At 62.6% G+C, this 13,653-nt stretch carries 12 protein-coding genes; 2 read left to right on the top strand and 10 right to left on the bottom strand.

Annotation, left to right across the window (positions count from 1 at the left end; genetic code table 11):
• Window positions 1–81: 81 nt before the first annotated feature.
• Window positions 82–2,151, bottom strand: coding sequence for an NAD(P)-binding protein (locus EOC94_RS04735; protein ID WP_127288867.1), 2,070 nt, complete (start codon window positions 2,149–2,151; stop codon window positions 82–84).
• Window positions 2,152–2,393: 242 nt separating this feature from the next.
• Between EOC94_RS04735 and argE the strand changes: the two genes are divergently transcribed.
• Entirely contained in the window at window positions 2,394–3,557 is a 1,164-nt protein-coding gene (gene argE / locus EOC94_RS04730) for an acetylornithine deacetylase (protein WP_127288865.1), read from the top strand.
• A 35-nt stretch (window positions 3,558–3,592) separates the two neighbouring features.
• On the opposite strand, the gene EOC94_RS04725 is transcribed toward argE, so the two are convergent.
• The 9 genes from EOC94_RS04725 to EOC94_RS04685 form a co-directional block, all read right to left on the bottom strand.
• Window positions 3,593–4,543 (bottom strand): LysR family transcriptional regulator, encoded by a 951-nt coding sequence (locus EOC94_RS04725; RefSeq protein ID WP_095486329.1) that lies wholly within the window; start codon window positions 4,541–4,543, stop codon window positions 3,593–3,595.
• A 50-nt stretch (window positions 4,544–4,593) separates the two neighbouring features.
• Window positions 4,594–6,084 (bottom strand): aldehyde dehydrogenase, encoded by a 1,491-nt coding sequence (locus EOC94_RS04720; RefSeq protein ID WP_127288863.1) that lies wholly within the window; start codon window positions 6,082–6,084, stop codon window positions 4,594–4,596.
• Window positions 6,085–6,111: 27 nt separating this feature from the next.
• Window positions 6,112–6,786, bottom strand: a complete 675-nt coding sequence (locus tag EOC94_RS04715) for a DUF1028 domain-containing protein (RefSeq protein ID WP_127288861.1) — start codon at window positions 6,784–6,786, stop codon at window positions 6,112–6,114.
• 5 nt (window positions 6,787–6,791) lie between these two features.
• Window positions 6,792–7,208, bottom strand: a complete 417-nt coding sequence (locus EOC94_RS04710) for a RidA family protein (protein WP_023809426.1) — start codon at window positions 7,206–7,208, stop codon at window positions 6,792–6,794.
• A 56-nt stretch (window positions 7,209–7,264) separates the two neighbouring features.
• A complete protein-coding gene (locus tag EOC94_RS04705) occupies window positions 7,265–8,539 on the bottom strand; it encodes an NAD(P)/FAD-dependent oxidoreductase (RefSeq protein ID WP_127288859.1) in 1,275 nt (424 codons plus the stop codon).
• 207 nt (window positions 8,540–8,746) lie between these two features.
• Window positions 8,747–9,448 carry an ABC transporter ATP-binding protein gene (locus tag EOC94_RS04700; protein ID WP_127288857.1) on the bottom strand — a complete coding sequence of 234 codons (702 nt, stop codon included), beginning with the start codon at window positions 9,446–9,448 and terminating at the stop codon, window positions 8,747–8,749.
• Window positions 9,441–10,226 (bottom strand): ABC transporter ATP-binding protein, encoded by a 786-nt coding sequence (locus tag EOC94_RS04695; protein WP_245465494.1) that lies wholly within the window; start codon window positions 10,224–10,226, stop codon window positions 9,441–9,443. The genes EOC94_RS04700 and EOC94_RS04695 overlap by 8 nt, the downstream gene beginning before the upstream one ends.
• Window positions 10,223–11,398, bottom strand: a complete 1,176-nt coding sequence (locus EOC94_RS04690) for a branched-chain amino acid ABC transporter permease (protein WP_127288855.1) — start codon at window positions 11,396–11,398, stop codon at window positions 10,223–10,225. The genes EOC94_RS04695 and EOC94_RS04690 overlap by 4 nt, the downstream gene beginning before the upstream one ends.
• A 1-nt stretch (window position 11,399) precedes the next feature.
• A complete protein-coding gene (locus tag EOC94_RS04685) occupies window positions 11,400–12,317 on the bottom strand; it encodes a branched-chain amino acid ABC transporter permease (RefSeq protein WP_127288853.1) in 918 nt (305 codons plus the stop codon).
• 191 nt (window positions 12,318–12,508) lie between these two features.
• Here EOC94_RS04685 and EOC94_RS04680 point away from each other — a divergent pair, with 191 nt between their 5' ends.
• Window positions 12,509–13,639, top strand: coding sequence for a branched-chain amino acid ABC transporter substrate-binding protein (locus tag EOC94_RS04680; protein WP_127288851.1), 1,131 nt, complete (start codon window positions 12,509–12,511; stop codon window positions 13,637–13,639).
• Window positions 13,640–13,653 lie beyond the last annotated feature (14 nt).

Here is a 13,653-nt window from a genome sequence, read left to right as displayed (position 1 = left end):
ACATCCTCGCGAATTTGTGGCTCGTCGAATGCTGAGCAACAGAAGCATGAACGGCTTCAAATCTATCTATTTCTTCTCAAACTATTCCGCGGCCAATGCCGTGATCTCTCGACGGAAGGGCAGTGCGTCGCCAATATCGGCTTCATCCAGCTCGCGAGCAAAGCGGTGCCCCGCATAAGTTGCCCACGCGATCGGCCCCGGCGCCTCGGCATCGCCGATGACCTTGATCGAGCGAATGCCGTTATCGGCCCATTCGTCCCTCCGCGCCTTCAAGCCCTGCCAGACGCCATCGTCCTGTTGGCGCGACGTCACCAGCACCACAGCGTCTGCGGCGATGTCACGTCGGTTGCCAGTATATGCACAGGCGGTGGCAACACCTCCCGGCACAATGCGCGTCACGATCCGGTTCAACACGATCTCAACGCCGAGGTCAGCCAGCCGGCGATGGATGGCGCCCTGCTCCAGCGTGTTGCGGGTCCAGTCGGATACATAGGCGGATGGCGTCACCAGCGTCACCTTCGCGCCCTGGCGCGCCATAAGCTCCGCCAGAACGCCACCCATGTAGTAGTGGTCGTCGTCGAACAGCACGACATTGCCTTTCGGCACATTGCCGCCCATCAGATCGTCCGGCGTGTAGACCGGCATGGCCGGATCGATCGGCATCGGCACGACATGCGCGCGCGCCACGCCGTCGCTGCGCCATGTCGAGCCGGTGGCGATGGCAACGTTTTGAAAGCCGAAGGCCAATATGTCCTCGGCAGACAACCGGCTTTCGAAATAGACGTCGACATTCGACATTTGGCTGAGCTGATACTGGCGATAGTCACGCACGCGGCCCCATGCGGAGAGGCCAGGCAAGCGGCACTCGCGCGCCACGCGGCCGCCGAGTTCGGTGCCGGCTTCGGCAACGGCCACCTGATAGCCACGCAGGCCGAGTGCGCGAGCGGCCTCCAGCCCGGCAGGGCCGGCGCCGACGATCAGCACGCTCTCGCTGTCGCCCTTGGCCTGCATGCGCTCCGGATGCCAGCCCTTACGCCACTCCTCCATGAACGTTGGATTTTGCGTGCACCGCGAGATGGACATCGTCATGTCGCCGGTAATGCAGATGTTGCAGCCGATGCATTCGCGAATATCCTCGATCCGCCCCTCCTCCACCTTCTTCGGCAGGAAGGGATCGGCAATCGATGGCCGCGCGCAGCCGATGAAATCAAGCGTGCCGGACCTGATCATCTTCACCATCACATCGGGCGACGTGAAGCGACCGACACCGACGACCGGCTTCGAGGTCAGCTTCTTGATGCCGGACACGAGGCTCTCCTGCGCGGCCTCCTCCTTGAACCGCGACGGCCCGGAGCAGTCCTCCCAGGCGCCATGAGCCAGATCCCAGAGATCGGGCAGGTCGGCGTGCATCTCGATCATGTCACGCACTTCGGAATTGGCGAAGCCAAGCTCGCCGATCATCTCGTCCAGCGACAGCCGCAGCGTCAGGCCGCAGGTGTCGCCGATGGCATCCCGGCCCTCTTCGATCAGCTCACGCATCAGCCGCGAGCGGTTTTCCAGCGAGCCGCCATATTCGTCGCTGCGCTGGTTGGTGGCGGTAGACAGGAAGTGCTGGATGATGCCGAAGCCATGCGCGCCGTAGAGACAAACCAGGTCGAAGCCCGCCCGCCTGGCACGCTTGAAGGCATTGCGGTGCCAGCGGCGCAGGTCGCGGATATCTTGCTTGTCCATGGCACGCGCCTGAACCGGATCGTTGGTGAAGGTCCGGATGGGCAGGGCCGACGGTCCGCGTGGCACTTCCTTGGTGTAGAGGTTCTGGCCGTTGATGCCTGAATAGGCCAGCTGGATGCCGGCCAGCGCGCCATGCTGATGCATGGCGCTGGCCATCTTGGCCAGTGCTGGGATATCGGCGTCGTCCCACAGCCTGAGCTCGATGAAGGGCGTGATCTCCGAGGTATGGTGCATCTCGGTCTGCTCGGTGAAGATGACGCCCCAGCCGCCTTCCGACTTGATGCGGCGCATCTCGGCGGCGGCGGAAGGATCGCGGTAGCCGCCGCCATTGCAATGCGGAACCTGATAGAAGCGGTTCTTGGCGGTCACTGGACCGATCTTCATGGGCTCGAACAGAATGTCGTAGCGTGGATCGCGCATGGAACTTTCCTCGAGCCGTGGCGCAAGCCGGTCTGCCAAGCGCCATTGGGTTGATGCCGAGAGACTACTCATAAGTTGAGGCAGGCGCCGGAAAACTACAGATTTCTTCCGTGCCGATTAGGACCCGCCTAATCGGCACGGCCTGGATTAGCATCCGGTGAATCCCGGCTGAGCCAAATGCGACTTCAAGGCCGTGGCCACGCGATGCTAGATAGCTCGCACGGGCAACGAGATTTAGACGCATGGACAGCATCCGGATCCTTGAAAAGCTGATCGCATTCCCGACGGTGAGCCGTGACCCGAATCTCGACCTCATCGGCTACGTAGCGGACTTGCTGGACGCACATGGCATTGCCTGCCAGATCATTCAAAGCGGGGATGGCCATAAAGCCAACCTCTTTGCCACCATCGGACCGGCCGGCACTTCCGGCATCATGCTGTCCGGCCACACCGACGTCGTTCCCATCGACGGCCAGAACTGGACGCTGCCGCCCTTCGAGATGAGCGAGCGCGACGGCAAGCTTTACGGACGCGGGGCGGCCGACATGAAGGGCTTCGTCGCCAGCGCGCTCGCTGCATGTGTCACGGCCTCGAAAATGACACTGCAGACCCCGTTGCACCTGTCACTCTCCTACGACGAGGAGATCGGCTGCATCGGCGTGCGCAGCCTGATTGACATGCTGCGAGGAGCCCCGCAACGGCCGTTGCTATGCATCGTCGGCGAGCCGACCGGCATGAAGGTGGCGACGGGTCACAAGGGCAAGCTTGCCGCACGCGCCATCTGCAAGGGACGCGAAGGCCATTCGGCGCTGGCTCCACTGGCGCTCAACGCAATCCATCTCGGCTGCGACTTCGTCGCCGCCTTGCGCCGGGAGCAGGACCGGCTGGCGCGTGTTGGCGCCCGCGATGGCGACTACGACATTCCCTACACAACCGTCCACGTCGGCAAGATGAACGCCGGCGTGGCGCTGAACATCGTGCCGAACCTCTGTCAGATCGACTTCGAGATCCGCAATATTGCAGCCGACAACCCTCAGGAGATCCTCGACGGTCTGCGCGCGGAGGCAGCGCGCATTGCCGTCGAAGCTTCGGCCATCGCGCCCGAGGCGGCGATCGACATCGACATCACCAACACCTATCCCGGCCTGGATACGCCGCTCAGTTCGCAAGCCGTCGCTTTCGTCAAATCGCTGACCGGCGCCAACGACACCATCAAGGTTGCCTTCGGCACGGAAGGTGGCCTGTTCAGCAGCGATCTCGGCACGCCGACGGTCGTATGCGGACCGGGGTCGATGGCGCAAGGGCACAACCCGGACGAATTCGTCAGCGTCGAGCAGATGCGCCGCTGCGACAACATGCTGGACGAATTGCTGCGGCGGCTTGCCGACGACCAACTTCGAGCTTAGCAACAGAGCAGTTCGGATTTGATTGGGTAGCTGATCTAGCCAATCGACTGGTGTTCCACCGCCCGCCCGGCGCCGAATACGCCTTGCTCAACCACAAAATGCCGGCAGTGATCGATGAACGCCTGGACGGTTTGCGTGCGATGTTCGGAGTTGGGCAAGGCGACGCCCATGGTCAGAGGTCGCAGGTCACCATCCAGCGGCACAAAGACAAGTGGCTTGCCGTCCGGCGCCAGGGTGTTGAGCGGCCGCATATTGGCGATGCCGTAGCCGAAGCCATTGGCCACCATGGTGCGCATAACCGCAATGTCGCCTGTGCGCTCGGCGATGTTCGGTCGGATTCCCCGCTGGTGGAACGCCGACAGGAAATATTCGCGACTGAAAGGCAGGTCGAGCAACACCATCGGCTCGTCGGCCAATTCTTCCGTCGTGATCGACGCCTTTCCCGCAAAGCGGTGCCCCGCTGGCAGCATGACATAGGCCGGCACCAGGATCAGCGGCTCGAAGGTCATGTCCTGCGACAGTTCGAGATCGTATGTCAGGGCAAGGTCGATTTCGCCGCGCTGCAGCATCTCGAGCAACTGCCCTTGATTGCGCTCGAACTGCCGCACACGCACATCAGGATAGGCGCGCTCGAACTTCATGCGCAGAGCCGGCAGAACGATCTGCGCGAACGTCAGCAAGCATCCTACTGCCAGCGGGCCGCGCACCTTTTCTGCAATGTCGCCAGCGACGTCATGCAAGGCGTCGGCGTCGTTGAGCAGGCGGGCGGCTTCCTTCAGGAAGACGCGACCGCCGGCGGTGAGCGACAGGCCGTGCGAATGCTTGCGGACAAAAAGCTGGACGCCGAACTCAGTTTCCAGTTGCGCGATGGAGGCCGAAATCGATGGCGGCGACACGTTGACCTGTTCGGCCGCCTTCGCAATGGAGCCCGCCTCGCCAACGGCGACGAAATATTCCAACTGTCTGAGCGTAAAGCGTAGCGGCATGGCTGGCTATGTTGCCGGTTTAGGTGCTTCGATCAAGCCTTTGCCATCCATCAGTATTTGATCCACGTCGTCTTGAGCGCGGTGTACTTGTCGAGCGCATGCAGCGACAGGTCGCGGCCGAAGCCGGATTGCTTGAAGCCACCGAACGGCGTCATCGGGCTCAGCGCGTCGACCGTGTTGACGGAAACCGTGCCGGCATGGAGCCGGCCGGCGATGCGGTGTGCACGCGACAGGCTGTCGGTCCACAGCGATGCGGCCAGCCCGTATGGACTGTCATTGGCCATACGGATTGCCTCGGCCTCGTCATCGAAGGCGATGACAGAAAGCACCGGCCCGAATATCTCGTCCCGGGCAATCGGATCGGTATGTGCGACATCGTCGAAAATGGTGGGTTGGATGAAGCTGCCGCGCCCGTTGACCGTGACCAGATCGCCGCCCGCAACCAAGCGCGCGGTTTTCTTGCCGGCCTCGACAAACCACATGACATTGGCCGCGTGACGGGCATCGACCATCGCGCCCATTTTCGAAGCCGGATCGAGGGGATCGCCCGGCTGCGTGGCCGCCGCACGCTGCACGAGCCTTTCCACGAGAGCATCCTTGATGCCGCGCTGCACGAGCAAGCGTGAATTGGCGGAGCAGACTTCGCCCTGATTGAAGAAGATGCCGAAGGCCGCCATATCGGCCGCTGCATCGAGGTCGCTGCAATCGGCAAAGACAAGATTGGGGCTCTTGCCGCCGGTCTCCAGCCAGACCTGCTTCATGTTCGACTGACCGGAATACTGCAGGAACATCTTGCCCACGGCAGTCGAACCGGTGAAGGCAAGGCAATCCACATCCATGTGGCGGCCAAGCGCCTGGCCGGCGGTTTCGCCGAGGCCGGGCACCACATTGAGCACGCCAGCCGGCAGGCCCGCTTCCATCGCCAGTTCCGCCAGCCGCAGGGCCGACAAGGGCGACTGCTCGGCGGGTTTGAGCACCACCGAATTGCCCGCCGCCAGCGCCGGCGCGCACTTCCAGGTCGCCATCTCGAGCGGAAAATTCCACGGCACCACTGCGCCGATCACACCAAGCGGCTCGCGCCGCACCAACACCAGATCGCCTTCGCCGGTTGGCGCCACTTCGTCATAGATCTTGTCGATGGCTTCGCCATACCATTGGAAGATCCCTGCCGAGCCGGGGACGTCGACCGAGGCCGCATCATTGACGAGTTTGCCCATGTCGAGCGATTCAAGCAGGGCCAGTTCATGCAGGTTTTCGCGCAGCAACTGCGCCAGCCGCAACAACACCTCCTTGCGGTGTGCCGGACTGGTCCGTGACCAGACGCCGGCGTTGAAGCTGCGCCGTGCCGCGGCAACAGCCAGATCAATATCTTCTTCGCCACAAGACGCCACTTCGGCCAGCACTTCGCCGGTTGCCGGATTGACGCTGGCGAAGGTTCGGCCGGAACGGGCTGCAACCGGCTTGCCGTCGATGAACGCCTTGTCGCGAAAACGGATTGCGGACGCCTTGCCGATCCAATCCTTGTGGCTGAGTTCGCTCATCGCAGATGTCCCGTGGCTGTCTCTTGACTATTCATCGCCGGGCACGCCGTAGCTCGGCGCATCGGATGGATTTATCGCGCGGGTCACATAGGCATCGAGCTGTGGCTTGTAGAGTTCCCACAGTGTCGCCAGTTGCTCGATCGGGCAGTCGTCGGTCCAGTCGCAGCGCAGATCGGCGACCGGCCACGCAACCTCGCGCACCAGCTTCATTCCGGCGGAATGGACCGGGCCTGCCTCGCCACCTGCTTTCAGCGCGGCGCGCATGGTCGCGATGAGGCGGTCGCCCAGATGCCCTTCCGACACCAGAAAGGCCTCGACCATGGCTTGCGGCACTCCGTCATGGGCCAGCATGTTTCCGCCGCAAGCAACATTTTCCGCGCGCGCTTCCGCCCAGATGCCAAGCGCCTTGGGGCCTGAATGAATTGCGGTCGTCCCAGTGGCATCGACAGCCAGCACCTGCCGGTATTCGCTATAGGCGCCAGTGCGCTTCAATATGGCGACCGCCTCGGCCGCCGAAGCGCCGCGCGCCAGCAGTTCGAGGCCTCGCAGACCAAGCGTCGGATCGGTGACGTTCTGGCTTGCAATGGCGCCGACACCGGCCTGCGCGTAGGCGCAGCGCGCTGCTACCGCCGGCGACGAGGATGACACCGCGACCCCGAACATGCCGGTGCGGCTGCACCGCGCGACAATGGAGAATGTCATCGCCGTTAATCCGGAATGACGGCGGTGCCGTCGATCTCGACCAGCCAGTCCGGCCGCGCCAGGGCCTGCACGACAAGGCCGGTTGAGACGGGATGCACGCCTTTGATGTATTCGCCCATGGTGCGGTAGACCGCCTCGCGATGGCGCACGTCGGTGATGTAGACCACCACCTTGACCAGGTGTTCCATGGTGCCGCCGCACTCCTCGATCAGTTGGCGGATGTTCTGCATGACCTTGTGCGTCTGCTCGACGGGATCGTGGCTATCGATGTTCTTGGCCGTGTCGAGGTCCTGCGGACACTGGCCACGCAGATAGACGGTTCTGCCGCCCCGCGTAACAACCGCCTGACACAGATCGTTGTCGAGTTTTTGCTCGGGATAGGTGTCTTTCGTGTTGAACTTGCGAATTCGGGTATGCGCCATCTTGGTCTCCGTCAGATCAGGCTCGAGGTCAGGACATCCGTTTCAGTTGCCGTCGGCTATGCCACCTTGGTCTCGCGCTTCGCGGACGCATGATAGGCCAGGTACTTGCGCTGCGTGGAAATATGGTCAGCCAGATGCTTGGCATCGTGCCAGACGCCCCAGATGAAGCTGGATCCCCTCCGCGATTGCCACGGCAACCCGAGGAAATAGATCCCGGGCTCGGTCGACACACCGCGCTGATGCTTCGGCTTGCCCTTTTCGTCGAACACATCGACCTCAAGCCAGCTGTAATCGACGGTAAATCCCGTTGCCCAGATGATCGAGCTTATTCCCGCCTCGGCCAGGTTCAACTCAAGAATGGGATCGGTCACGCATTGCGGGTCCGGTCCGATCTTGCGGGCACCGGGCTCTTCCGGAAGGTCAAGACCGTTGCGGGCAACATAGGCGTCGGCCTCGTCCAGCACCGACATGTAGTTCGCATCGCCGCGGGCAATGTTCTTGCCAAGATCCGGCGCGAAGATCATCACACCGGCCCTGTACAATTCCGTCCGGCCAACCAGCGTCATCCCTTGCGCGGCAAGACGCCGGAAGTCGATCGTCTCGCCGCCACGCGCACCGCTCACCGCGATAGTGACATGTTCCGTGCCAGGCGCCGGAGCCTGGGCGTCCCATTTGCCGAGAACCCCCAGCCACCAGCAGAAATCACGCTCGCGATAGGCCCGCGGAGGGCGATCGTGCGGCCCGACCGAGAGGTAGACGCGCCTTCCCGCACGCAAGAGTTCGTCCGCGATCTGCACCCCCGAGGATCCCGAACCGACCACCAGCACCGCACCTTCGGGCAGTTGGTCGGGATTACGATAGGCGCTGGAATGGATCTGCATGAGTCCTGCATCTTCGGGAACGATGGCCGGGACGACGGGATGTTGGAAAGCGCCGGTGGCGGCAACCAAATTGCTGGCCTCGATCACGCCATCCGAGGTTTCGACCTGGAAACCGGGGCGGCCGACGAGCCTGCGGACTTTTTTTACCTCCACGCCGCAGCGGATAGGGGCTGCGATCATTTCCGCGTAAGCGGCAAAATAGTCCGCAACCTTCTCCTTCGGGACAAAGGCATCGGGATGGGTATCAGGAAACTCCATGCCCGGAAAACGATCGTGCCAGGCGGGACCATTGGCAACCAAGGAGTCCCATCTTTCGGAGCGCCAGCGTTCGGCGATGCGGCGGCGCTCGAGGACGAGATGAGGCACGCCGCACTTGCTCAGATGCTCGCTCATAGCCAATCCCGCCTGGCCGCCGCCAACAACGAGCGTGTCTACTTTTTCAACTGACATTTCAGCGGCCCTTTCTGGCTCTCCCCGAGAATTTCTGCGGATGCGGCGGAGGTCTGATCGTTGGTTTACTGGAGGGACCGAGCAGCGAAAATTACGATTTCATGTGGCACTGGTTAGCTTGTCCCTAAATGCCGGGAAGCATGGCCGAAGATGTGGACCGCAGGGCACGGATCATCGCCATTGAGACGGACGAAAGGACGGCGGGATTCAGAGATAAAGGCTTCTCGCCGCCTTGGACGAGAGCAGCTCCTTTGCCGGTCCTTCCTGGGCGACCTTGCCCTTGACTAGGACATAGCCGCGATCGGCGATGCCTAGCCCCATTTCTGCATTCTGTTCGATCAACAGGATGGTCGTGCCGCGGCGATGGATCTCCCGGGTGATCTCGAAATACTCGCCGATGAGTTTGGGCGACAGGCCAAGCGACGGTTCGTCCATGATCACCAGCCTGGGTTCGCCGACCAGCGCGCGCGCCAGCGCCACCATCGCCTGTTCGCCGCCGGACAGAGTGCCGGCCACCTGGCGCAAACGCTCCTGGATACGCGGAAACAGATTACCCATTTTGTTCAGCTGCGCCTCGAAATTGGGACCCCGGCCGGACACCGCATCGTAGCCCAGGCGCAGGTTCTCGATCACGGTCAGGCTGGGAAACAACCGGCGCCCTTCCGGAACAAGGCCGACACCGAGCGACGCGAGGTTTTCCGTGCCAAGCGTCGCCATGTCCCGGCCCATCACCTCGACCTTGCCGCGCTGGGCGCGCACAACGCCGCATACGGTCATGAAGGTTGTCGTCTTGCCGGCACCATTCGGCCCGAGCAGGCAGACCAGTTCGCCGGGACGAACGCTCATCGCCACGCCGCGCAGCATCGGAACCGCCCCGTAGCTGGTATCGACACGCTTCAGCTCAAGCATGGGCGACCGCCTTCCCGAGATAGGCTTCCTGGACGCGCGGGTCGGCCCGCACCGCCGCAAAGTCGCCCTCGGCGATCTTGCTGCCGTAGTCGATGCACGCGACGTGGTGCGGGAATGCCTCGACCACCCGCATGTCGTGCTCGATCAAGACCACCGACAGCTCGGGGTTTTCCGCGCGCAGCCTTACGATGTCGGCCACCAGTGCGTCGGTTTCCGTATCGTCCATGCCGACCGACGGCTCGTCGAGCAGCAAGAGCTTGGGCTGCGAGGCCAGTGCGCGGGCGATCTCCAGCCGGCGCCGGTCAGCCTGCGCTAGCGTTCCCGCTGGCCGATAACGCTGTTCGAAAAGACCGCCGGATCCAAGCTTGAGCAGGGTTTCGGCCTTTTCCACGCAGGCCGCCATCTCGCGGCGCGACGCGCCCGGCCGGAACAGCGCATCCAGCACGCCGGTCTTCGTGCGGGTGTGCATGCCGATGATGACGTTGTCGAGGACGCTGAGGTCCGAGAACAGCCGCGACGACTGAAATGTGCGGGCGATGCCGCGATCGACGACTTCATAGGACGGGCGGCTGGTGATCTCGGCGCCGTCGAACGTCACCCGGCCGGAGGTCGGCCGGTAGACGCCAGTCACGACGTTGAACAGCGTCGACTTGCCGGCGCCATTCGGGCCGATGACGGCGAGCACCGCGCCCTTGTCGATCGAAAGGCTGACATCGTTGAGCGCGACCAACCCGCCGAAGCGCATCGTCAAATTCTCGACTTTGAGAAGCGCGCTCACAGATCGCCCCCGTATCGCCGCATGCGTTGCGGGAACAACCCCTGCGGCCGGATCATCAGGAAGCCGATGATGACGACGCCGAAGAACAGCAGGCGGTAGTCGGCGAAGGCGCGCAGTTTCTCGGGCAGGATGGTCAGCAGGAACGCACCGACGATGACGCCGAAAATGTTGTCCATGCCGCCGACGATGACCATGGTCATGATGGTGACGGAGACGAGGAAGGTGAAATTGTCGGGGGAAATGTAGGACACGTAGAAGGCGTAGATCGTGCCGGCGAAGGCGGCGAGAAAGGCATCGACCGCGAACGCCAGCACCTTGAACCACGCCACATTGATGCCTTGCGCCTTGGCGGCGATCTCGTCGGCGCGCAATGCGTTCCAGGCCAGCCCGATGCGCGAGCCGTGCAACCGATGCGCCGTGACGATGGCGACGACGACCAGCGCCGCCGACAGATAGTAGAAGTTCGCCTGGCTCGGCAGCTTCCAGCCGAAGATCACCAGCGGGTCGGCGAAGGAATGACCGAACAGGCTGGGTGCCGGAATGCCGACCAGTCCGTTGGGCCCGCCGGTCCAGCCGAAATTGTTCAGCAGTTGCTGGACCACGACACCAAAGGCGATCGTGACAAGCGCCAGATAGGTGTCGCGCGTGCGCATAGACGGAATGCCGATGATGAAACCGAACAGTGTTGCAGCCAGCGCCGCGACCGGCAGTGTCAGCCAGAAGCTGACGCCGAAATTGATCGCCAGCAACGCCGACACATAGGCGCCGATGCCGTAGGAAGCGCCGGTGGCGAAGTTCGGAATGTTGGCGCTGCCGAGCTGGAAATTGAGCGCCAGCGCGAGCACGGCGTAGAGCTCGGCGACGATCAGAAGATGCAGCATATAGGTGTTCGAGCCGACGAAGAATGGAAAAGCCAGAACGATGAGCGCTGCGGTGACCAGCGCCACGAGGGGAACCCGGGCAAAGCTGGCCAGCGCGTAGTCCGCGATCCACGGCAACCTCTCCAGCAGGTAGAAGCCCAGTCCGAGCAAAGCCAGCAGGCCGATCACCTGCCAGCCGCCGTCAACCTTCAAGATGAGGTACAGAAAAGTCGCCCCGCATAGTTGCGAGGCGACGGTGAAGGCTGCGGCCGCCGTTTTGCCCGGCGTAGCAAGTAAAGTCCGAGCCTGCATGCTAGACTTTCTCCATGACGGTGCGCCCAAGCAGGCCGGCGGGGCGGAAGATGAGCACGGCAATGACCAGCAGGAAGACGAAGACCAGCCGGTAGGAAGCGCCGTCGGTCACGAAGGTCTGGGCAAGCACCTCGATGCCGGCGATGATCAGTCCGCCCAGTATGGCGCCCGGCATCGAGCCGAGGCCGCCGATTACGGCGGCGGAAAAGCCGAGCAGGCCGGCCATGACACCGAAGTCGAACCGTGTCACGCCGGCATAGCTTGCGAACAAAAGGCCGGCAGTGGCGCCGATCGCTGAGGCGATGAAGAAAGTCGCCCGGAAGACACGTGCATCACGGATGCCCATCATCCGCGCCACGATCCGGTCCTCCGAGGCCGCCCGGATGCGCAGGCCGAGCGGGGTCAGGCGCAGGAAGACGAACAGCATGGCCACCAACGCGATGGTCAGCACGACCACAAGCAGCGCGAACCAGCTGATGGCAACGCCGGAGAATTCGAAAGCCATGCCCGACACCAGGCGCGGGAAGGCATGCGGGTTCGATCCTTGCGGATAGAGATGACGGATCAGTTCGCGGATGACGATACCCAGCGCCACCGTCGCCACCAGCGCCATCATGGCAGGGGCGTCGCGAAAGCGCCTGATAACCAGCTTGTCCAGCAAGACGCCGATCGATCCGACGGCGAACACGGCTGCCGGAACCGCAACCACCAGCCAAGCGGGGCTCGAGGCCCCAACTGCCGTCGCCAACGCCTGGGCGAGCGCCAGCGAGATGAACGGCGCCGTCGTTGCGACATCGCCGTGAGAGAAATGAATGACGTTCAGGACACCGAAGATCAGGCTGAATCCGATAGCCAGCAAGGCATAAATGCAGCCAAGGGTTATCCAGTTCACCAGCTGCTGGACAAGCAGTGCCGTCATCGTGCTCGCCTCCGTCGGGAGCAGACGGGTATCAACCACCGTGCCGGGCGGACAGAACGAATCTCCGAACTCACGAGTCACAATTTCCGAATTTCATCACCGAATACGCGCCAATACACTGATGATCAGCCGACGATCACGATCGGCCGGGTCGCTACGACGGCGGCAGATAATTCTATTGAGGTGGAACCATGCAAAACAGGCGCAGCGCGCTTATCCGCGTATCGTCAATTCTGGCTGGGTCTCTGTTCGCCATTGCACTGGGTGCCGCCCAGGCTCAGGCCGACCAGATCAAACTCGGTTTCATTGGACCGTTGTCCGGCGGAAACGCCCAGCAGGGCCTTGGCGCCCGCAACGGTTTCCTGCTCGCGATCGAGCAAGCCAATGCCAGCGGCTATCCGCACCAGGTGGAAGGCATCGTCCTCGATGACGCCTCCGATCCGGCCGTCGGCGTCTCGGCGGCCCAAAAGCTGGTCAACGATCCGTCGGTGATTGCCGCGACCGGACATTGGAACAGCTCGGTCGCGCTGGCGACGATCCCGGTCTTCAATCGCGCGCAGATGCCGTTCATCGTCTGGGGCGCGGTCAGCCCGAAGATCACCGAGCAGAATTTCGCGAACGTGACCCGCGTCACGCCAACATTGGTCAACGAAAACAAGCCGTTGGCCGAAGTCATTGCCAAGCAAGGCAAGGTCAAGAAGATCGCCATCATCTCCGATACGACCGACTACGGCGCGGCCAACACCAAGTGGTTCGGCGATTTCTTCAAGGCCGCCGGCGGAGAGATCGTCTCGTCGGACGCAGCCGCGGTCGGCACCACCGATTTCCGCGCCATGTTGACCACGGCGAAGGCGGCGGCGCCTGATGCGGTCTACTTCGGTGGTGTTGTCACCGAAGCAGCGCTTGTGCGCAGCCAGATGGCCGATCTTGGAATGGGCAGTCTGCCCATGTACGGAATTTCGGGCATCTACGATCCGAAGTTCATCGAGATCGCAGCCGCAGCCTCCGAGGGCACCATTGCGGGAACCCCGGCCGTACAGTCGAACCCGAAGCTCGACGAATTCAGCAAGGCCTATGAAACCAAGGGCTACACCGATCCTGCCGGTTCCTACGCCAAGTATGCCTATGAGGCCACGCAGATCCTGCTCGATGTCATCAAGGAAAAGGGCGTCGACGACAAGGAGGCGCTGAGCAAAGCCATTCGTGACATCCATCACGACGGCATTCTGGGAGACGTCTCGTTCGACGCGAACGGACAGACCAACATGGCAATCGACGTCGACATGTTCGTGGTCCGCAGCGGCAAATGGGAGAAGATGTAATCACCTGATCAACG

The sequence above is a fragment of the Mesorhizobium sp. M6A.T.Ce.TU.016.01.1.1 genome, assembly GCF_003997065.1.
GTDB lineage: Bacteria > Pseudomonadota > Alphaproteobacteria > Rhizobiales > Rhizobiaceae > Mesorhizobium > Mesorhizobium mediterraneum.
This window is presented reverse-complemented; position numbering and strand designations above follow the sequence as displayed.